This window comes from Herbaspirillum sp. YR522 (assembly GCF_000282575.1).
GTDB lineage: Bacteria > Pseudomonadota > Gammaproteobacteria > Burkholderiales > Burkholderiaceae_D > Herbaspirillum.
Window position 1 is genome coordinate 19,215 of record NZ_AKJA01000040.1, and the last position, 20,972, is coordinate 40,186.

20 protein-coding genes and 1 tRNA gene are annotated in these 20,972 nt (G+C 59.5%); 2 read left to right on the forward strand and 19 right to left on the reverse strand.

Going from position 1 to position 20,972, the window contains the following annotated elements:
• Window positions 1-17 precede the first annotated feature (17 nt).
• From epsF to epsL, 5 genes are all read right to left on the reverse strand, one after another.
• Window positions 18-1,427: a chain length determinant protein EpsF gene (epsF, locus tag PMI40_RS06950; protein ID WP_008113554.1), complete on the reverse strand. Its 1,410-nt coding sequence runs from the start codon at window positions 1,425-1,427 to the stop codon at window positions 18-20.
• Between the two features lie 60 nt (window positions 1,428-1,487).
• Window positions 1,488-2,240 carry a polysaccharide export protein EpsE gene (gene epsE, locus PMI40_RS06955; RefSeq protein WP_238540911.1) on the reverse strand — a complete coding sequence of 251 codons (753 nt, stop codon included), beginning with the start codon at window positions 2,238-2,240 and terminating at the stop codon, window positions 1,488-1,490.
• Between the two features lie 109 nt (window positions 2,241-2,349).
• The gene (locus tag PMI40_RS06960) at window positions 2,350-3,255 is read right to left on the reverse strand and encodes an EpsD family peptidyl-prolyl cis-trans isomerase (RefSeq protein WP_008113557.1); all 906 of its coding nucleotides are present in this window, start codon (window positions 3,253-3,255) and stop codon (window positions 2,350-2,352) included.
• A gap of 133 nt (window positions 3,256-3,388) precedes the next feature.
• Window positions 3,389-4,801 (reverse strand): undecaprenyl-phosphate glucose phosphotransferase, encoded by a 1,413-nt coding sequence (locus PMI40_RS06965; RefSeq protein ID WP_008113559.1) that lies wholly within the window; start codon window positions 4,799-4,801, stop codon window positions 3,389-3,391.
• 8 nt (window positions 4,802-4,809) lie between these two features.
• Window positions 4,810-6,162: an XrtB/PEP-CTERM-associated polysaccharide biosynthesis outer membrane protein EpsL gene (gene epsL, locus PMI40_RS06970; RefSeq protein ID WP_238540912.1), complete on the reverse strand. Its 1,353-nt coding sequence runs from the start codon at window positions 6,160-6,162 to the stop codon at window positions 4,810-4,812.
• Between the two features lie 138 nt (window positions 6,163-6,300).
• Between epsL and PMI40_RS23205 the strand changes: the two genes are divergently transcribed.
• Window positions 6,301-6,909, forward strand: a complete 609-nt coding sequence (locus tag PMI40_RS23205) for a phosphatase PAP2 family protein (RefSeq protein ID WP_081496421.1) — start codon at window positions 6,301-6,303, stop codon at window positions 6,907-6,909.
• A gap of 57 nt (window positions 6,910-6,966) precedes the next feature.
• Here the strand turns inward: PMI40_RS23205 and PMI40_RS06980 are convergent, their stop codons facing one another.
• The 10 genes from PMI40_RS06980 to thrS form a co-directional block, all read right to left on the reverse strand.
• Entirely contained in the window at window positions 6,967-8,025 is a 1,059-nt protein-coding gene (locus PMI40_RS06980) for a choice-of-anchor A family protein (RefSeq protein WP_008113565.1), read from the reverse strand.
• A gap of 285 nt (window positions 8,026-8,310) precedes the next feature.
• The gene (locus PMI40_RS06985; protein ID WP_008113567.1) at window positions 8,311-8,823 is read right to left on the reverse strand and encodes a GNAT family N-acetyltransferase; all 513 of its coding nucleotides are present in this window, start codon (window positions 8,821-8,823) and stop codon (window positions 8,311-8,313) included.
• Window positions 8,824-8,918: 95 nt separating this feature from the next.
• On the reverse strand, window positions 8,919-9,320 hold the full coding sequence (locus PMI40_RS06990; RefSeq protein ID WP_008113570.1) for a MerR family transcriptional regulator: 402 nt from the start codon (window positions 9,318-9,320) through the stop codon (window positions 8,919-8,921).
• Window positions 9,321-9,323: 3 nt separating this feature from the next.
• The gene (locus tag PMI40_RS06995) at window positions 9,324-9,737 is read right to left on the reverse strand and encodes an integration host factor subunit alpha (protein ID WP_081496423.1); all 414 of its coding nucleotides are present in this window, start codon (window positions 9,735-9,737) and stop codon (window positions 9,324-9,326) included.
• A 53-nt stretch (window positions 9,738-9,790) separates the two neighbouring features.
• Complete coding sequence (gene pheT, locus PMI40_RS07000; protein WP_040501763.1) at window positions 9,791-12,217, reverse strand: phenylalanine--tRNA ligase subunit beta; 2,427 nt, start codon at window positions 12,215-12,217, stop codon at window positions 9,791-9,793.
• A 65-nt stretch (window positions 12,218-12,282) separates the two neighbouring features.
• Window positions 12,283-13,299, reverse strand: coding sequence for a phenylalanine--tRNA ligase subunit alpha (gene pheS / locus PMI40_RS07005; RefSeq protein ID WP_008113575.1), 1,017 nt, complete (start codon window positions 13,297-13,299; stop codon window positions 12,283-12,285).
• Between the two features lie 190 nt (window positions 13,300-13,489).
• Entirely contained in the window at window positions 13,490-13,852 is a 363-nt protein-coding gene (rplT, locus tag PMI40_RS07010; RefSeq protein WP_008113576.1) for a 50S ribosomal protein L20, read from the reverse strand.
• A gap of 27 nt (window positions 13,853-13,879) precedes the next feature.
• A complete protein-coding gene (gene rpmI, locus PMI40_RS07015) occupies window positions 13,880-14,077 on the reverse strand; it encodes a 50S ribosomal protein L35 (RefSeq protein ID WP_008113577.1) in 198 nt (65 codons plus the stop codon).
• A 248-nt stretch (window positions 14,078-14,325) separates the two neighbouring features.
• On the reverse strand, window positions 14,326-14,847 hold the full coding sequence (gene infC / locus PMI40_RS07020; protein WP_081496422.1) for a translation initiation factor IF-3: 522 nt from the start codon (window positions 14,845-14,847) through the stop codon (window positions 14,326-14,328).
• Window positions 14,848-14,918: 71 nt separating this feature from the next.
• The gene (thrS, locus tag PMI40_RS07025; protein ID WP_008113579.1) at window positions 14,919-16,826 is read right to left on the reverse strand and encodes a threonine--tRNA ligase; all 1,908 of its coding nucleotides are present in this window, start codon (window positions 16,824-16,826) and stop codon (window positions 14,919-14,921) included.
• A 395-nt stretch (window positions 16,827-17,221) separates the two neighbouring features.
• Between thrS and PMI40_RS07030 the strand changes: the two genes are divergently transcribed.
• Window positions 17,222-17,413, forward strand: coding sequence for a hypothetical protein (locus tag PMI40_RS07030; protein WP_008113580.1), 192 nt, complete (start codon window positions 17,222-17,224; stop codon window positions 17,411-17,413).
• A gap of 96 nt (window positions 17,414-17,509) precedes the next feature.
• Here the strand turns inward: PMI40_RS07030 and PMI40_RS07035 are convergent, their stop codons facing one another.
• The 4 genes from PMI40_RS07035 to PMI40_RS07050 all read right to left on the reverse strand — a co-directional run bounded on the left by PMI40_RS07035 (window position 17,510) and on the right by PMI40_RS07050 (window position 20,949).
• Window positions 17,510-17,923 (reverse strand): response regulator, encoded by a 414-nt coding sequence (locus PMI40_RS07035; protein WP_008113581.1) that lies wholly within the window; start codon window positions 17,921-17,923, stop codon window positions 17,510-17,512.
• 266 nt (window positions 17,924-18,189) lie between these two features.
• Window positions 18,190-18,266 (reverse strand) — tRNA-Val (locus PMI40_RS07040).
• A 75-nt stretch (window positions 18,267-18,341) separates the two neighbouring features.
• Entirely contained in the window at window positions 18,342-20,594 is a 2,253-nt protein-coding gene (locus PMI40_RS07045) for a bifunctional (p)ppGpp synthetase/guanosine-3',5'-bis(diphosphate) 3'-pyrophosphohydrolase (RefSeq protein WP_008113582.1), read from the reverse strand.
• A 4-nt stretch (window positions 20,595-20,598) separates the two neighbouring features.
• Window positions 20,599-20,949 carry a RidA family protein gene (locus PMI40_RS07050; RefSeq protein ID WP_008113583.1) on the reverse strand — a complete coding sequence of 117 codons (351 nt, stop codon included), beginning with the start codon at window positions 20,947-20,949 and terminating at the stop codon, window positions 20,599-20,601.
• Window positions 20,950-20,972 lie beyond the last annotated feature (23 nt).

The window sequence follows — 20,972 nt, forward strand, 5'->3', positions numbered from 1 at the left end:
GCAGAAGGCTCGACGCTTTACGCGCCCACTGCCGCCGTTTTACGACGCTGCCAGAAACGGCGCTTGCCCAGCGTCGACTTTTGCGCCCTTTCGATCACACCCAGCACGGGGCCGCCAGCCAGGCCCTGCATGTCGGCCACCGAACGCACGCGGCGGTTCAGCAACTCCAGCACCAGTGCGGCAAGCACACCCAGGAACGTACCAACAAACAATGACAGGATGATGTTGAGCGGGATCTTCGGTGCCCATGCCTGCTGAGGCGGATAGGCCACCGACAGCACGCCGATATCGGACTGCACCGCCGACACGTCCAGGTTCACCTGGGTGGCGCGCTGCGAGATGGTCTTGTAGGCATCCTGGGCGCTGTCGAGTTCGCGTTGTAGTACAGACAATTCGTCGCGCTTGCGGTTCAGGTCCAGTACCTTGGCTTTCTGGGCGGCCACCGCGGCACGCAGTTCGGCCTCGCGCTTGACGAACACCGATGCATTGTTGCCCACGGCATTGGAGGCAATACCGATCTGGCGATTCAGTTCGGCACGCAGGTTGTCGGCATCGGCCTTGGCCGACAGGTAGTCGGGGTGCTTGGTGCCCAGGCGTTGCGACAACTGCGCCAGCTTGGACTCGGACACGCCCAGGTTGGCCTTGAGGGTCTGGATCAGCGTGTTGTTGGCCACGTCGGGCGACTCGCCGGCGCCAGGACCGCTGGCCGCGGCACGACGCGACGTCGCTTCCATGGCCTGCGCCTGCGCCATTACCAGCTGGGTCGACAGGTCGCCCAGGCGGGTGTTCTCGACGTCGTAGTGGTTGTCGGTGTTGACGATGCCATTGTCTTCCTGGTACTTCGACATCTTGCGCTGGGCTTCGTCATAGGCTTCGCGGCGACGCTTGATTTCATCGGCGAAGTAGCTCGATGCCTGCTGCGAAGGCGCCACCTTCAGGTCGATGCTGACCTGTTGGTAAGCGTTGGCAAACGCGTTGGCCACGGCCGCAGCGAACTGCGGATCGCTGTTCTTGTAGGTGATCTCGAGCACGTTGCTGTCACGCGAAAGCACCACGTCGATCTTCTTCAACAGCAGTTGCGCCAGCCAGTCGCGGAAGTCGCCCACACCACCGGTCTGCTCTTCATAGAGGCGCCGGGCATCGGCGCTTTGCGCCAGCTTGAGGGCATCGACCGCCTTGAGGGCGACCGCCTTGCTGTTGATGATATCGACCTGGGTCGGCATGTAGCCGGGGGTCAACTGCGCCGGCAGGGCCAGGCCGGTGAGCGCGTCGGTACCCTTGAAGTTCATCACCAGGCTGGTGCTGGCCTTGTAGGTCTTGGGCATGAGCAGGCTCAACACCACCGTCACGAAGACCACGGTGAAGAGGACCTTCAGGATAAGGCCCTTGCGTGCGCGCAGGATAAGGAATAACTGGGCAAAATTCATGAGCGGACTCTCGATCTTCTATTCTGGTTCGATACGGTCAAAACAGGCCTGCGGTGTTCTTCAGAACCAGCTTTCGCGGATATACAGGATGTCGTCCGGCTGCAGCAAGGTGTCGTCGTCGACCTTGATCTCGGTCAGCTTGCCGTTGCTGCCACGGCGCTTGATCTTCATGCCGCGTTCGGTGCCACGGGTGGTCAGGCCGCCGCCGGCGGACAACCCCTGCAGCACGGTCATGGCATGCTCCAGGCGATACATGCCGGGCCGCTGGGCCTCACCATAGATGAAGAACTTCTGTGCGCGCTCCACCACCAGCACGTCGTCCTTCTGCAGCACGACGTTCTTGGCCTGGTCGCCGCCGTTGCTCAGCTCCCACAGGTTGATCTGCTCGCGTGTGGTGACGCCGTCATCGGTGCGCACCAGCGTGACGATGTCGCCGCCGTCCGGGGTCACGCCACCGGCATTGGCCACCATGTCGGTGACGGTGCGGGGACCATCGATGACATAACGACCGGGCTTGGTGACCTGCCCCAGCACCGCTACCTGCTGGCTGACCATATTGGTCACCAGCACGTTGACCTGCGGATCGCGCATGAAGCCCTTGTCGCGCAACTGGTTGGCGATCTTCTGTTCGGCGCCGGTGGACGACAGGCCGACCACGCGAACTTCACCGATCAGCGGCACGGTGATGGTGCCGCTTTCGGTGACCCGGGTTTCGGTCGGCTGGTTGACGTCGCCATAGATGGTCACGCGCACCACGTCGCCAGGTCCTAACGGTACATCTGCGGCATGTGCTCCTCCCTGGAGGAACATCATGATCAGAGCCAAGCAAGCCATCATTTTTTTCATCTTTGCCACCTCGATTGCACTGCGTTTTTAATATTGATTGGATATCGGGACTGGGGGATTGCCTGCTGCCAACCGGCTATTTCAGGCCGGCCACGCCACGCTGGATATGGCCGTCATCGGCTTTGTTGCCTGCCGCCGCGTTCGTCGGTGCAGCGCCTGCCGGCGCCGCCTTCAGGATCGCCTCGCCGCGCGGCAGGTATTCGATCTTGGCGGCCGTGCGCAGCGGCGTGATCTGCGCGTTGACCCGTTCGGTGTACTTCTGCGATGCCAACAACTGGCGAATCTGCGGCGCGGCCGCGTTCACGCTCAGCGGGATCGACTTGGAATCGGCCAGCGATACCAACAGGGTCTGCGACGCTTCCTTGACGACGAACAGCGTACCGATTTCCATGGTGCGCAAGCTGGTAGCCATCACCTGCGGCAATTCGGAACTGAAACGGTTGACCGTCTCGCGCCGGAAAGGTACGCGTTGGGTATTGAGGAAGTTGGCCACTTCGTCGATTCCCTTCTTGCCGGTCATGAACTTCTCGATCTCGGGCGTCATGGCTGCGGGCTCGATGATCAACTCGTTGAATTCGTACTGTCGACGCTGGGCGAAACTGTCGGGCGAGTCCTTGTAGAACTGGGCCACTTCCTGGTCGGTGGGTGGCGTCACGGTCCCGGCACGACTGGCCACGTAGGCTTGCGCCAGCACCGTGTCGCGCGCCTTTTGCAGTTCGGCCAGCACCGCAGGGTCTTCGTCGAGCTTGGCTTTCTTGGCCGCGTCCACCAGCAACTGGCGATTGATCAACGCTTCCAGCAGGGTCGGCATCGGCAGGTTGGGCGAGGTCTTCACTTCGGCATTGAGCTGGTGAATGGTGATCTCCGAGCCATTGATCCGCGCCAGCGACTGGCTTGAATCCTTGGCCTTCTCGCCACAACCGGCCAGCGCCAGCAACACACCTGCTACGACTACACCACGAGACAATTTGGGCTTTTGCATTTCAATTCGCATCTTCTTGTTTTCTTGGTTCGATTCAACGGATCATCGGCGCGCCGGATACCGGCGAGCGGACACGATGGCGCCACAACAACTATCTCATTGGCCACTGGGGCCATGTCATGCTGTCAGTTACCTAGTACGCGTTATCGCGTTTCAACACGATGCGCACCGTCTGGAAGATGATCCAGAGGTCGAACATCAGCGACCAACGACGCAGGTATTCCAGGTCGAACTCGATGCGCGCCTTCATCTTGTCGAGCGTCTCGGTCTCGCCGCGCAAGCCGTTGACCTGGGCCCAGCCGGTAATGCCGGGCTTGACCTTGTGACGCAACATGTATCCCTTGATCTGCTTGCGATAGAGCTCGTTGTGGGCAATCGCATGCGGACGCGGGCCGACGATGCTCATGCGCCCCTGGAGTACGTTGAAGAACTGCGGCAACTCGTCGAGCGAACTCTTGCGCAGGAAGCCACCGATCTTGGTCAGTCGCATGTCACCCTTGGTCGCCTGGGTAACGGCGCCGCCGTCCTCCATGACCGTCATCGAACGGAATTTGTAGACCACGATTTCTTCGCCATCCAGGCCGTAGCGGCGCTGCTTGAAGATCACCGGTCCCGGCGAAGTGGCCTTGACGCAGATGGCGATGACCAGCATCACCGGCAGCAGCAACAACTGGATCACCGACGCCAGCACGATGTCACTGACCCGTTTGACGAAGTTGTTCATGCCGTGGAACGGGGTCTCGCAGATTGCCATCACCGCCATGCCGCCGACATAGTCGAAGCGCGCCTGGATCAGGTTGAAGATATAGATGTCGGGGATGAAGTAGATCGAGGCAGTGGTGTCCTGCAATTCGTCGATCACTTGCAGCACCCGCGGCTGGGCCGAGATCGGCATGCTGATATAGACGCTGTTGATGCCGTGCTCGCGCACATACGCACCCACTTCCAGCATGCCACCCAGCAACGGCGTATAGGTACCGGCCGGCTGCCGACCGATGGCGCGGTCGTCGAAGAAACCGACCAGGTCGACCATCAGCGTGGGATAGTCGTTGAGGCGCTCGGCCAGCTTCAGGGCGGTGGGATTGACACCGATGATGATCGCCTTCTGGACATCGCCCTTGGTGCGCAAATCCTTCATGACCCGCTGCTGGATGTGCTGTGTCACCAGCAGGCCGAACGGCGCGCCGATGATCCAGGGCATGATCACGCGCAGCGAAAACTGGCTGTAGAACTCGCATACGTAACCCAGTACCACCAGCACGGCGACGATCAGGAACCAGTCGATGAAGATCGGGCTGACCAGCTTGATTGCCTTGGCGTTCTTGCGCAGGCGGCGCTCGTGCAGCTCGCCGAACACATAGGAGCTGACGAAGAAGGTCATGATCGACAGCACCCAGTAGTCGCCCGTGAACGGCAGGCGCTCGACCTTGGTGATGAGCCACAGGTAGCAGACGATCAGGCCCGGTTCCAGCACGCGCTTGAACAACATCGCCAGCGAATGCGGCTTGATGTTGGACAGCGGCATATGATCATGCATTTCTTTCATTGCGGGCCTCAAAACTCGTAGCGGGTTGTCAATGACACACCGTTGGACACGTATGCAAAACTGTCGATGTTGGACTGCAGGTTTTCACGGTAGATCGCTGCCACCAGCGACAGCGAGCTGGTCGGCATATAGGTCACGCTGAAACTGGCTCTTTCATACTTGTCGCGACGCCCCGATGGGGTCAGTCCCTGGATCAGGACCGCACCATTGAAGTTACGCTTTTCGTAGTCGACCAGACCGTCGAAACGCAACTTGTCACTCGACGCCAGCGTGGCCGCAAGACTGACTCCGTTGGTGAGCGCATAGTTCGCATCGACATCATTGAGACCACCGATCTCGCGCCAAAGATTCATCGAGAACGACGTTTTTCCAGTTGCCAGCCAATCGGCAATGAGGCGCGCATTGAATCCGGAATAGTTAGTACTGCCACCGCTCTGCCGCTTGCGATCGACCATGCCACCGAGGAACTGCAAGCGCGTCTTGCCGCTGTACAACCACAACACCTTGGCCTTGAGTTCGTCCTGCGTGAAAGAGTTATTGACCAGCACCCCATTGATCGACGTCGAGTATGGATAGTTGCCTACCGTATGCCGCGCTTGCAGACCTACGGTGCTGCCACTGCGCGGCGTATAGTCGAGACCGAGTTCAGAAATGTTCTGGGTAAACATGTTGACCTGCTGCGACGGGATGCTGTAGCCCAGCGACAACTGCGTAAACAGCGCCCGCAAGGTCCAGTCCGGATGCATCTTCAGGCCCACCGAAGCAAACTTGCTGCGCGTGGTGCGGATGTTGCGCTCGAACACGCGGAAATTCTGGAACGGCGTCAGCGCCTGAGAATATACATAGCCGAGTCCACCGGACAGAAATCGGCCGGCGACCCAACTCCAGTTGGCCTTCAAGTCCTTGCCGTCGTTATCGAACGCCGAAAAGTTATCGAACTTGGTGCGGTTGGCGCTGGCATCGATGGTGAAGCGCTGGCGCCCCAGCAATTTATTGATACGCAATCCACCAACCGTGGTGCTATAGGAATCGGCCATCCTGTCCGACCCCATCACCGACTGCGCCTGGGCCGCATCACGCAGCCGCAACACGTTGTCGTCGTAGGTAATCGAGTACTGGGCGTATGGCGTAACTACATCGTCGTTGGCAGGTACAGTCGCATAGGTGTAATTCTGCTGCGCGCAAGCCAGTGAGCCTGTAAGCAATGCGACGATCCCTGATGCGACCCGGATAGAAAAACTGGAGTTTACCTGCAACGTCATTCGTTCTACCCGATGCCCTTTCTTTTTATAAATTTGCAACAAAGGATGCTCTTTTCCAGCTGGATTGCTGCGCCGCAACAGAAAAAAAGTCAGGCTCAATCATGCATCATTTTTTGTGATAAGGCAAAAAAATCTAACTTTTTTTATTGCTAACTGGCAAGGCATGTGATAGTCGTTTTATTCAGTAAAAACATCAATCAGATAACCTCGTCACAGCGTGTAGGACAACAGGAAATTATGTGGAATATCGTTACTTTTCTAGGCGACAGCAGCATTACGGTACCTGCTGCACTTCTGATCGCTTTATGGCTTTGCAGCAATCGCTGCTGGTCCCTGGCATTGCGCTGGGTAATTTGTTTCGGTACGGCGATACTATTCGTCTCGTTAAGCAAGATTATCTTCATGGGCTGGCAAATAGCGCCCGCTTTACTTAATTTTACAGGTGTAAGCGGCCACGCCGCTTCGGCCACCAGCGTCTACCTGTCGCTGTCATTGCTGGTCTCGCATGGTGCACCGCGTCGACGCCGGTTGCTGGTGGTCGGTGCCACGTCATGCCTGGTGTTGCTGATTGCGGCCTCGCGCCTGGTGGTCAAGGTCCACTCGCCCTCCGAATTGGTCTTTGGGGTCGCGCTCGGCATCGTCACCACCCTGCTCTTCGCACGCGGACTGGCCACCGCCGGCAAGCTCCCCCGTCCTTTGGCCGGCCGTCCCTGGATGGCATTGCTGCTGGCCCTGGTCATGCTTGCCGCCAATGGCAAGCCGGCGCCGACACAGGACCTGCTGATGCGGATCGCAATGAGCCTCTCGGGGCGATCCTCGGTCTACGGCCGACTGCAACCTTTATAAATCAAAGGCGCCCGATTTTCATCGCGCGCCTTTCAATCCTTCGATGTCCATCCGGTATCAACCGAGATCCTGGCCCTTCTTGCGCCGACGGATTGCCGTGAAACCCAGCAGCGCCAGTCCGCCCAGCATGCTGGCATAGGCTTGTGGCTCTGGCACCGCGGAGATGTTGCCGTTGAATGCCTGCAGGTGGATCTCGCCATTCTGCTGCAGGCTGTTGACGTAGACGCCGCCTTCGATGTTCTGGTTATTGGTCAGGGTCGCGTGGGTGGCCAGGATGGAACCACCGAACTGGGCGTTGGTGGTGATGCTGGTTGCGTTATAGAAATTCCAGATGATCGCGCTGCCCAGCGATTGCGCCTGGCCGCCCAGGAAGTTGGCCCCGATGGTGGCTGCCGTCACGCTGGAGTTGATGATGATGGTAGTGGCATGGTTGACCGAGAAGCTGAACTCACCGGCCGCAAACAACGCGGCGCTGGCGGCGTTGTCGAGATTGAACACGGCCACGCCAGCCGAATTGCCCACCGCATTGAAGGTAGCCTTGTTGCCGCTGATCGAGATGGTGCTGTTGGCGCCTGCGACCTTGAGCTTGTCCGACACCGCTTGCAGGGTGGCACCGAAGTTGGTGGAGGTCGACGCTGCCTGGTTGGTCTGCATCAGGGCCGTCGGCGTGGTCGGCTGGCCGCCATTGAAGTTGCTGCCGCTCTTGGTGCCGACCACATAGGCTGGACCATTGAGGTTGCTGCCACTGACATTGCCCGAGATATAGGACGAGCCGGTATTGACGGTCGAATTGGACAGGCTGCCGCCGATCACAGCGCCCAGGCCATTGACCTTGACGTTGGTGGCATTGCCCAGCACGGTCAGGCCGGCATAGTTCGAGGCAGCGGTGCTGCTGGCATGCTGCACCATGTCGCCGCCGGTGAGGTTGCCACCGACGAAGACACGACCGTCCACGTGGGAGTTGGAATTGGCATTACCCAATGTCACCAGGTTGAACTGCTGCAGGATTTCGGTGCCGGTAAGGCCGGTGGCAGCGTGCGCCGAGCCGGAAAATGCGAACGACATCGATACGGCTGCGGCAACCAGTGCCAACAGCGACATTGGACGACCAGACATGTAATCCCCTAGTGGATGAGCTATGTTGATTCGGAAACTAATTTCTTTAACCAAACAAGCTTCAGATGAAGAATCGGGACGTTCGAATCAATTTGGATCAAACGTTGTAAATATTTCATCAATTGTAATCCAGCCGATCACAACTCATCAAGCGCAATCCCGCTCCCAGAGGGGTTTTTTAGCGTTCCTGCCGCATTGTCGCGCGACAAGATTCCCTCTGGTTAATATTGCAACCCAGGGGCCAGCGCTGCCGAAAATGAGAAATTTCCACCAGGAAATAACTAACTATTTGTTGTTGTCGCGGATGCTCAGGACCATGTAGAGCGCATTCTTGCCATAGCTGGCAAGCCTGACTTGCATCGATGCATCCGGCACGAAGCCGGCATCGCGCCAATAAGCGGCCGATCCATGCACTGCGACCAGGCTGGCATGGGCCAGGTGGTGTTGCCGCATCAAGTCATGCATGCGCTCCATGAGCGCGCGCCCCAACCCGCCTCCGCGCGCCTGCGGCAGCAGGGCTATATCGTGCAGGTGCAACCCATCGGCGTCGATATCGAGGCGATGCAGGAGGCTGTCCAGCGCAGGCGGATGACCGTAACGCGCGGGATGCATGATGCCGTAGCCGAGCAGCGTCGACTCGGCGCCCTGCGCCACGGCAACCATGCAACCCGGCGCAAACAACGCCAGTCGCTCGGCGAACACGGCTTCGGATTCGAAATAGCCGATATGCACCCGCGCTGCGATCTGCATTACCTGCGGCAGGTCCGCCGCCGTCATCGCACGCCAGAAACAGGCCATCGCTTGCCTCCCAATTGATCCGGGCCGGGTCGACCGGCGTAAAAAAACCGCGGCATCGCCGCGGCCAGGTTCGAACTCGCCCGTTACCAGGCCGCTCAGGCCGATAGGCCTGGCTTGAGCAGCTGCAGTACTGCCGACAACTCCGCGCGCATCGCTTCGATTGCCTCTTCGTCAAGACTGATCGGCGGCGGCACCTGGATTTCGGGTTGTTCCGGCTCCTGGCTGCCATCGAGCTTGTTGCGCGCGCCACTGATGGTAAAGCCTTGCTCGTAGAGCAGTTCGCGGATGCGACGGATCAGCAGCACTTCGTGGTGCTGGTAATAGCGCCGGTTGCCGCGCCGCTTGACGGGCTTTAGCTGCGTGAATTCCTGCTCCCAATAACGCAGCACGTGCGGCTTGACGCCACACAGCTCGCTGACTTCGCCGATGGTGAAATAGCGCTTGGCAGGGATCGGTGGCAATACCACCAACGCCGGTTTGTTGATGCGATCGTTCATAGATTAGGCTGACATCTCAAGCGGTTTGACGCTCGAATCCTCGACCATTTCCTTCAGCTTTTGACTTGCATGGAAAGTAACCACGCGCCGCGCGGTGATGGGTATTTCTTCACCGGTCTTGGGATTGCGCCCCGGGCGCTGGGGCTTGTCGCGCAACTGGAAGTTGCCGAAGCCGGACAACTTGACGGCTTCACCACGCTCGAGGGCATTACGAATTTCATCGAAGAAGGTTTCGACCATGTCCTTCGCTTCGCGCTTGTTCAGACCGACCTGCTCGAACAAAAGTTCGGCCAGTTCGGCCTTGGTCAGCGTCGGCAGGTTCTTCTCGGCCTGCGAGCGCGCATGCGATTCGAGCACGGCACGTTGCAGGTCGGCGTCCAGCACGGATTGAAACTCGTTCGAATTCACGTTGTTCATGGCGAAAGTGACGGGGCCTGTGACCAGTCTGTTGTTATTGTCTTGCGGGTTCATCAGGCACGCAATCTGGCGCCAAGCTTTGCGCTTGCAGCTGTCACCAGTGCACTCATCGCAACGTCGACCTTGTCATCCTGAAGGGTGTTTTGAGTATCTTGCAACGTGAACCTGAACGCAAGACTTTTTTCGTCCGTCTCGAGCCCCTTGCCTTGATATTCATCAAATAAAACAATGGCTTGGATGATAGCGCAGGCAGCGTTGTCACGCTGTTCGGCAGCAAACACATCCAGCAATTGCTGGGCTGCGATCGGCTGCTTGACCACCAGCGCCAGGTCGCGGCTGACGGCCGGGAACTTGGAGATGTCGAGGTACGACGGCAGGTCGCGCTGCTGCAGGGCGTGGGCATCGACTTCGAACAGCACCGGTGCCAGCGGCAGGTCATATTTCTGCTGCCAGCGCGGATGCAGTTCGCCGATCACGCCGATGACCTGTTCGCCCAGCAGCACTTGCGCGCTGCGCCCCGGATGCAGCGCCGGGTGCTCGATACGGGCAAAGCGCAATGCGCGCGGCGCGAACAAGGCTTCCAGATCGGCCTTGAGATCGAAGAAATCGATATTGCGGCTGGCCTGCCCCCACTGCTCTTCCAGCACCGGGCCATAGGCCAGCGCGGCGACCTTCTTGGGCTGGTCGAAACCGGCCACCGACAGCTCGCCGTCGAGCGCGGCCGGGTTTTTGGCGAACACGCCGCCGATCTCGAAGACACGGATGCGACCGGCCTTGCGGTTGATGTTGTAGCGGGCGTTGGCGACCAGGCCCGCCAGCAAGGAAGAACGCATCACGCTCATCTGGCTGGCAATCGGATTGAGCAAACGGATGGGGTCGTCGTTGCCGGCGAAATCGGCTTCCCAGGCAGCTTCGACGAAGCTGAAATTGACCACCTCCTGGTAATCGAGGTCGGCCAGTTGGCGCCGGATCGCAAACAGGGAACGGGTGTTCTCGGGAGCGATGCGCATCGCACTGGCAGCCACCGGCGGCAGCGCCGGGATGTTCTCGAAACCGTAGACGCGCGCCACCTCTTCGATCAGGTCTTCCTCGATCTCGATATCGAATCGATACGAAGGAGGCGTGACCGAGAACAGGCCGGGCTGCTGGCTGAACTGCAGGCCCAGCCGCTTGAAGATGTCGGCCACCATGTCGTCGGTGATCGCCACCCCGATCACCTTGGCCGCGCGCGCGGTGCGCAGGCTGACCGCGGCGCGTTGCGGCAGGTTCACCACCTGGTCGTCGATCGGGCCGATGCCGGTCTGGGCGGTACCGCAGATTTCGATGAGCAAGGCGGTGATACGCTCGATATGGTCGACCACGGTGGCGAAGTCGACGCCACGCTCGAAGCGATGCGCGGCATCGGTCGAGAAGTTATAGCGACGGGCACGCCCCTGGATCGCCTGTGGGAACCAGAACGCGGCTTCGAGGTAGATGTTGGTGGTGTCGAGCGAGACGGCGGTGGCGTCGCCGCCCATGATGCCGGCCAGGGATTCGAGTTGCTTGTCGTCGGCGATCACGCCGACCCATTCATCGACCTCGACCGTATTGCCATTGAGCAGCTTGAGCGATTCGCCCTGCTTGCCCCAGCGTACGTCCAGGCCGCCGTGGATCTTGTCGAGATCGAACACGTGCGACGGACGCCCCAGTTCCAGCATGACATAGTTGGAGATGTCGACCAGCGCCGAGATCGGGCGTTGGCCGCTGCGCTCCAGGCGCTGCTTCATCCATTGCGGCGTGGCCGCACGCGCGTTGAGACCGCGGATGACGCGACCGGCGAAGCGGCCGCACAGGTCCGGCGCCGAAATACGCACCGGCAGCTTCTCGTCGAGCGTGAACGCCACCGGCTGGAACACGGGCGACTTCAGCGGCGCCCCGGTCAGGGCCGAGACTTCGCGGGCCACGCCCAGCACCGACAGGCAGTCAGCCTTGTTGGGCGTCAACTTGATGGTGAACTTGAGGTCGTTGAGCTGCAGGTAGTCGCGGAAATTCTGGCCCACCGGCGCATCGTCGGGCAGCTCCAGCAGGCCGCCGTGCTCGTCGGACAGCTTCAGCTCGCGTGCCGAGCACAGCATGCCTTGCGATTCGACGCCCCGCAGCTTGCCGACCTTGATCTCGAACGGCTTGCCGTCGGCGCCCGGCGGCAGCACCGCGCCGACCATGGCGCATGGAACCTTGAGGCCGGCCCGCACATTGGGTGCGCCGCAGACGATATTGAGGATGGTACCGGTGTGCACGTTGACACGGCAGACGTTGAGGCGGTCGGCATCGGGATGCTTGCTCACTTCCAGCACTTCGCCCACCACCACGTTGGTGAACGGCGGTGCAACCGGCTCGACCTCTTCCACTTCGAGGCCCGACATCGTCAGCAAATGCGAGAGTTCATCCGAAGTCATGTTCGGATTGACCATCGTACGCAACCAGTTTTCAGAGAATTGCATGATTCAGACTTTCGGCTATGCACCAACACGCGCCGCGACCATGCGCGACGCCGCTCGTTATCGATTTAATTGAATTGCTTGAGGAAGCGCAGGTCGCCTTCGTAGAACAGGCGCAGGTCACTGATGCCATAGCGCAGCATGGTCAGGCGCTCCAGGCCGGAGCCGAATGCAAAACCGATGTATTGCTCGGGATCGAGACCCATGTTGCGCACCACCGTCGGGTGTACCTGGCCGGCACCGGAGACTTCCAGCCAGCGCCCCTTCAGGGGGCCGCTGCCGAAGGCGATATCGATTTCGGCCGACGGTTCGGTAAACGGGAAATACGAGGGGCGGAAACGTACCTGCAGGTCATCGGTCTCGAAGAAGGCCTTGACGAAATTGAGGTAGACGCCCTTGAGGTCGGCGAAGCTGATGTCTTCGGCAATCCACAGGCCTTCGACCTGGTGGAACATGGGCGAATGGGTGGCATCGCTGTCGACGCGATAGGTACGCCCGGGGGCGATGACCTTGATCGGCGGCTTGTTCATGCGCGCATAGCGCACCTGCATCGGGCTGGTGTGGGTGCGCAGCAGCAGCGGCTTGCCGGCGCTGTCGCGGCCATCGATATAGAAGGTATCCTGCATCGAGCGTGCGGGATGGTTTTCGGGGCTGTTGAGCGCCGTGAAATTGGTCCAGTCGGTCTCGATCTCGGGGCCATCGGCCACATCGAATCCGATCGAATGGAAGATCTCTTCGACCCGCTGCCAGGAGCGCATCACGGGATGGATGCCGCCGGTGCCACGACCGCGGCCAGGCAGGGTGACGTCGATGGCCTCGGCGTTCAGGCGCGATTGCATCTGCGCATTGGCAAGTTCATCGCGCCGCGCGGTGAGCGCGGTTTCGATTTTCTCCTTGGCGACATTGATGATCGCCCCTTGCGTCTTGCGCTCTTCCGGCGCCAGCTTGCCCAGGCCCTTCATCTGCTCGGTGATCTGGCCGGTCTTGCCCAGGTACTTGGCCTTGGCGTTTTCCAGTGCGGCAGCATCAGTGGCGGCGGCAAAATCGCTCTGCGCCTGTGCCACGAGTTGGTCTAGGGGATTCATGCGGTAAATCTCGCTCCAATCGAAAATCCGACGACGAAGTCGAAAAGAAGAATATCCACGAATGCGTGGATCAAAAACATACGGGGCATCGGTATTTCACCTCTGCCCCGCAGGATTTTGCAGCGCCGGCTGCTGTTGGACTTCATGCGTCATGCATCAGCGGCCGGCTGCCGCATCAACACGCTGACGATCAGGCTGCAGCGATGTTGGCCTTCACCTGGTTGACGATGGCCAGGAACGCAGCCTTGTCGGTGACAGCCATGTCGGCCAGGACCTTGCGGTCCAGCTCGATCGAAGCACGCTTCAAGCCGTTCATGAACACGCTGTAGGTCACGCCATGCTGACGGGCAGCGGCGTTGATACGGGCGATCCACAGGGCACGGAAAACGCGCTTCTTGTTACGGCGATCGCGGTAGGCGTACTGACCAGCGCGCATGACCGCTTGCTTGGCAATACGGTATACGTTTTTGCGACGACCACGGTAACCCTTGGCAAGGGCGAGGACTTTTTTGTGACGGGCACGTGCTGTTACCCCACGTTTGACTCTAGGCATAGTAGCTCCTTTAGTATGAGTGTGAGGTTAAGCGAACGGCAGCATTGCGCGCACGGAGTTCATGTTTGTGTCATGAACTTCCACTGCACCGCGCAATTGACGCTTGTTCTTGGTGGTCTTCTTGGTCAGGATGTGACGCTTGAAGGCTTGACCGCGCTTGACAGTACCGCCCGGGCGCACGCGAAAACGTTTCTTCGCGCTGCTCTTCGACTTCATCTTAGGCATAGCAAATCTGTCCTGTTGGACAGCTCCATTTTTTTATGATTGCAGGTGGCAGCAACACTCGCTGCTCTTTGATGCCTGCTCTCACTTATTTGACAGCGGGGTAACCCCGCTGCTTTCGCCTGCCGCGGTCATTGACTGACTGCGGCGGGCAAATCCTTTGTCGGCCTACCTGTAGATCGCTTTCGCAACACAGGCGAGGTCGTGCGACCTCGCCTCTTACGGCAAACCGCGCACGCAAGACGTACGCGTTATTTCTTCTTCTTCGCCGCCATGATCATGATCATCTGGCGGCCTTCCATCTTGGGAAACTGCTCGACCTGCGCATACGGCTCGAGGTCGACCTTCAAGCGCTCCAGAACGCGCATGCCGATTTCCTGGTGGGCCATTTCACGGCCGCGGAAACGCAACGTGATCTTCACCTTGTCGCCCTCTTCCAGGAACTTGGTCATGTTGCGCACCTTGATGTTGTAATCGCCATCATCGGTGCCAGGACGGAATTTGATTTCCTTGACCTGGATGACCTTCTGCTTGAGTTTGGCTTCGTGCGCCTTCTTCTGCTCCTGGTACTTGAACTTGCCGTAGTCCATCAAACGGCAGACCGGAGGCTGGGCAGTCGGCGCGATCTCGACGAGATCCACTTCTGCCTCTTCGGACAGACGTAACGCTTCAGCCAGGCTGACGATACCCAAGGGTTCGTTCTCAACACCCGATAAACGCACCTCTGGTGCAGTGATTTCGCGATTTAGGCGATGCGACTTGTCAGTAGCTATTGCAGTTTCCTTTTGACATCCAATGAATAAAGCGGTGCTCCTTGCGCAAAGGGAGCCAGGCTCCCTTTCTATCAGGCTTTGGTGTCGACCTCTGTCTTGAGACGCTCCACCAATGCGTCGATCGGCATCACGCCCAGATCGACATTGCCCCGCGCACGCACGGCCACAGTGTTTGCATCACGTTCTTTATCACCTACCACAAGGATATATGGCGGCTTCTGAATCGAATGCTGCCGTATTTTATAGGTAATCTTTTCGTTGCGCAAATCGGTCTCGACCCTAAACCCTTGTTTTTTCAGCGTTTGTGCAACGTCCTTCACATAATCGGCTTGCGCGTCGGAAATATTCAGGATGACAACCTGCACCGGCGCCAGCCACAACGGCATCGCGCCGGCGTGGTTTTCGATCAGGATCGCAATGAAGCGCTCCAGCGAACCGACAATCGCCCGGTGCAGCATGACCGGCACCCGACGGCCGTTGTCTTCGGTGACGTATTCGGCCCCCAACCGCGCCGGCATCGAGAAGTCTACCTGCATGGTCCCGCACTGCCACGAGCGTCCGATCGAATCCTTCAGGTGGTATTCGATCTTCGGTCCGTAGAAAGCGCCCTCGCCCGGCAACTCCTCCCACTCGGTGCCGGAGGCGCGAATCGCTTCGCGCAGCGCGTTTTCGGCCTTGTCCCAGACCTCTTCGGCCCCGATACGCTTCTCGGGACGCAAGGCCAGCTTCACGGCAACATCGGTAAAGCCGAAGCAGTCGTACACTTCGCGCACCACCCGGTTGAAGGCGGCCACTTCCTCCTGGATCTGGTCTTCGGTACAGAAGATGTGTCCATCGTCCTGGGTAAAGCCGCGCACGCGCATCATGCCGTGCAGCGCGCCGGACGGCTCGTTGCGGTGGCACTGGCCGAATTCGCCGAAGCGCAACGGCAGGTCGCGATAGCTGTGCAGGCCGGAATTGTAGATCTGGATATGACCCGGGCAATTCATGGGCTTGAGCGCGTAGGCACGACTCTCCGACTCGGTGGTAAACATGTTGTCGCGATAGTTATCCCAGTGCCCGGTCTTTTCCCACAGCGAACGATCCAGGATCTGCGGCGCCTTGACTTCCTGGTAGCCGCTATCCTGGTAGACACGCCGCATGTATTGCTCGACCTGTTGCCAGATCGACCATCCCTTGGGGTGCCAGAACACCAGCCCGGGCGCTTCTTCCTGGAAGTGGAACAGGTCCAGTGCACGGCCCAGCTTGCGGTGGTCGCGCTTCTCGGCTTCTTCCAGCATGTGCAGGTAGGCCTCCTGGTCTTCCTTCTTGAGCCAGGCGGTGCCGTACACCCGCTGCAGCATCTCGTTGTTGGAGTCGCCGCGCCAGTAGGCGCCGGCCAGCTTCATCAGCTTGAATACCTTCAATTTGCCGGTCGACGGCACGTGCGGGCCGCGGCACAGGTCGGTGAAGCCGCCTTCGCTGTACAGCGAGACATCTTCGTTCTGGGGAATCGAGGCAATGATCTCGGCCTTGTAGTTTTCACCGATGGACTTGAAATAACTGACCGCTTCATCGCGCGGCAAGACCTTGCGCGTGACTGGCTCATCCTTCTTGGCCAGCTCGGCCATCTTCTTCTCGATGGCAGCCAGGTCGTCCGGCGTGAATGGGCGCTTGTACGAGAAGTCGTAATAGAAGCCGTTCTCGATCACCGGGCCAATGGTCACCTGGGCCTCGGGAAACAATTCCTTGACCGCATAGGCCAGCAAGTGCGCGGTGGAATGGCGGATCACGTCCAGGCCATCGGCATCCTTGTCGGTCACGATGGCCAGCTCGGCGTCCCGCTCGATCAGGAAGGACGTATCGACCAGCTTGCCATCGACACGACCGGCCAGGGCCGCCTTGGCCAGGCCGGCGCCAATACTGGACGCGACCTGTGCCACAGTCACGGGCGCGTCGAATTGACGCTGGGAACCATCGGGAAGACGAACTGAAACCATAGTGTGCTCCGTGTCGGCAGCATTGCTGCCTTGCCTGAATTGGGTGGGTGATACCAAAAATGAAGACGAAAAAAAACGCGGGCCAGCCGCGCTTTTCGTGAAGACGAAAAAGAACCCGACTAGCGTCGCAAGGAATTTCCAGTGCTAGTTCGCGGTGTCATAACCGATTCGCCTTTCTCGCTCTTATATAGAAGTGGATTCAATGTTCTTGCCGCCCGCCATACAACGTCGGCAAACGCAAAGAACGACATTATAGCAAACATCACGCAATTGAGGACCCGCCCACGGCGTTGCATTTTACAAGTGCAAATTGCGCGACCTGTCGCTTATTTCAATCAGGTTGAAAACTGACCCATGATACGATGATGGTAGATATTCGAAGAAAGAAACGCATCATGTCGGACCATCAACACTGCATCGAGCACATCACCGTCATCAACAACGTCGAGTACACCCTTCAGAGTCGCACCGTCGAGCTTGACGACGGCCAGCGGCACGCTGAATATCGCGTACTGCTCGATGGCGATGAGATCAAGGGCTGGACGCGCGGCGAGATACTGCCGCTGTTCGGCATCGGGCGCAGCTGAGCTGCTCTCGCATCCACGCAATAGTCCACCCGCAACGTAAAAACGGCATCCTCCTGGATGCCGTTTTTGCGTGATACCGATCATTCCAGAGAACGACTACGGTGCGCTCTTGGCCAGCTGCGCACGTCGCGCCAGGATCTTCTCGATCTTTTCCTTGAGCGTGGCAGCGTTGAACGGCTTGACGATATAGCCATCCGCCCCCGACTGCGCCGCTTCGACGATATTTTCCTTCTTGGCCTCGGCCGTGATCATCAGCACCGGCAGGTGTGCCAGTGCCGGCGTGGCGCGAATCTTCTTGAGCAGGGTCAGGCCATCCATGACCGGCATGTTCCAGTCGGTCAGCACAAAGGTGATACCCAAGGCACCTGCCTCGAGCACCTTCAATGCAGACGAGCCGTCGTCGGCCTCGACGATCCTGGTGTACTCCAACTCCTTCAGGAGGCCACTGACAATGCGCCGCATGGTCGAGAAATCGTCGACTACGAGAAAATACTGGTCATCCACTGCCATAGCTAATTCAACATCCGTAGGGAAATTATGCCTCGAGTGCAAATATCGAATCGATTCGAACTGCCCTAAGTTTAAAGCAATTTGGAAATGTTTCCGCGGCACAGCAAAGGCAAACTCAAAAAAAATCACAACGAGTTTGATCAGTGACGGCAACCGGGCTGACACCCGCAAGAAAAACACGGGCCGGAAAACAAAAATGGAAGCCGCGAATGCGCTCCCATTTCAGTTTGACTTCGTTATCCAATTCACTGCATCAACAGAAGAATTGGTAGGCACGATTGGACTCGAACCAACGACCCCTACCATGTCAAGGTAGTGCTCTAACCAGCTGAGCTACGCGCCTAACGAAGAACAAGATTATAGGTGGGCTTTTCAGTTTTGCCAAGGGGTAAATTCAAAAAAACTAAACTTTCTTAAATCACTGCCGCTTAGCCTCGATCACGCCCTTGACGTCGCGAATCACGGTCAATGCCTTTTGCAATTGCTCGGTCGATCCGATCTCGGCGGTAAACGCCATGCGCGCATGGCCCTTGACACTCTGAGTGCTCACCCCGATCACATTGATCTTGTCGCGCAGGAAGATATCCGAAATATCGCGCAGCAGCCCCTGGCGGTCATTGGCCAGCACGAAGATATCCACCGGATAGACCGTATCGCGCGCCGGCGAGCCCCAGGTGGTCTGGATCACTCGCTCTGGCGCCTGGGCACTCATCTCGGCGAAGTTCTTGCAGCTCATGCGATGAATCGACACCCCCTTGCCGCGCGTGACGAAGCCGGCAATCGCATCGGGCGGCGCCGGCTTGCAGCAGCGCGCCAGTTGCGTCAGCAAACCATCGGTGCCGACCACCAGCACGCCCGACTTGGCCCCCTGCACGATGCTCGAGGCGCGACTCTTGCGGGTAATCGACGCCTCGTCGTCGAGCTCGGGCTTCCTGGCTTCGGCATCTTGCAGCGCCTGCTCGACGTGACGCAGGCTGAATTCGTCCTTGCCCAATGAAAGACACAGGTCGTCGACCTTGGCGAAGCCCAGCTTCTGGGCCAGCTCTTCGAGGTTGACGGCGGTCTTGCCCTCGCGCTGCAAGGTCTTCTCCAGCAGGCCGCGGCCCACCGAGAGCGTTTCCTGCTGCTCGATGGCGTTGAACCAGGCGCGCACCTTGGACCGGGTACGACTGCTGGTGGCATAGCCAGGGCTGAGCCAGTCGCGCGACGGCCCGACGCCCGGACCGCTCTTGACGGTGATGATGTCGACCGTCTGGCCATTCTTCAATGGCGTATTGAGCGGCACCATCACGCCATCGACGCGCGCGCCTCGGCAACGATGGCCAACGTCGCTGTGCAGGTGGTAGGCAAAGTCGATGGGCGTGGCGCCACTGGGCAACTCGATCACCCGCGCCTGGGGCGTGAGCACATAGATGCGTTCGTCCAGCGTGGCCGCCTTGAGTTTCTCGGCCAGGTCGCGGCGTACGTCTTCCTCGTCGACCACGGCGCCGGTGACCTCGGTCTTCCATGCCAGCAGTTGGCGCAGCCAGGCGATCTTCTCGTCGTACTTCTGGGCCGCAAAGTTGGAGCCGCCGCTTTCCTTGTAGCGCCAGTGTGCCGCCACGCCATATTCGGCGAAGTAATGCATCTCGTGCGTGCGCACCTGCACTTCGATGGCGCGGCCATCCTCGGCCATCACCACCGTATGCAGCGACTGGTAGCCGTTGGCCTTGGGGCGCGAGATATAGTCGTCGAATTCCTCCGGGATCGGGGTCCAGATGTCATGCACGATACCCAGCACCGTATAGCAGGTCTTGACGTCGTCGACGATCACACGAAAAGCGCGCACGTCGTAGAGCTCGGAAAAGTCGAGCGACTTGCCGCGCATCTTGTTCCAGATACTGTAGATGTGCTTGGGCCGGCCACTGACCTCGGCCCGGATGCCCAACGATGCCAGCTCCGAACGCAGGCGGGTGATGGCGTCGGCCACGAACTGTTCGCGCTCGAGTCGTTTTTCCTCGAGCATCCTGGCGATGCGCTTGTAGGTGGCCGGCTCCTGGAACCGGAACGACAGGTCTTCCAGCTCCCACTTCAGCTGCCAGATACCGAGCCGGTTGGCCAGCGGCGCATACAGCTCGAAGGTCTCGCGCGCATATTGGCGACTGGCGTCGTTCTCCTGCTTGGTTTCGGCAAAGTAGCGCAGCGTCGCCACCCGCGAAGCCAGTCGCACCAATACCACTCGCATGTCCGACGCCATGGCCAGCAACATCTTGCGCAAGGTCTCGACCTGCGAGGCGGCCTGCTGGGCCGCGTGCTTGCCGCGCAATACCTCTTGCTGCGGGGCCTGGAAGGTCAGGCTATGAAAACGCATCAGCTGGCGCACACCGCCGACCAGCTCCGCGGTCTCGCGCCCGAAGCGCTCCTCGAGTCGTTCGTCGAGTTCCGGGTGGATCATCTTGAGCTCGAACAGCAAGCCCGCCAGGCGGGTTTCGACATCGACATTGAGCGCCGTCAACACCGTCACCACCGACAGCACGAACTGCAGCGCGTTCTGCCCCGACGGAATCTGCCGCTCGGCATACAACGACTCGACCTCGGCCAGCGCCGTCTCGAGGCGCGCAGCCTCGGCCGCGCCAAGACCGGCGGTCAATGCGGCCAGGCCTTCGCCCTGGGTGCCAGCAACTGAAACCATGGATCTACTTCTGGGCCGCGACGATGATGATTTCGACCAGCAACTCGGGACGCGCCAGCTTGGATTCGACGGTGGCGCGCGGGGGCGCGTTGCCATCGGCAACCCAGGCATCCCAGACCGCGTTCATGCCGGCGAAGTCCTTGACGTCGGACAGATAGATCTGGCACGACAGGATCTTGGTCTTGTCGCTGCCGGACTCGGCCAGCAGGCGATCGATGTGACCCAGTACCTCGCGGGTCTGGCCTTCGATATTCTGCGTGGTGTCTTCGGCGATCTGGCCGGCGAGGTATACGGTACCGTTATGGATCGCCACTTCGGAGAGGCGCTTGCCGACGTGCAGGCGTTGTACAGACATGATGTTTCCCTTATTTCCTGAAT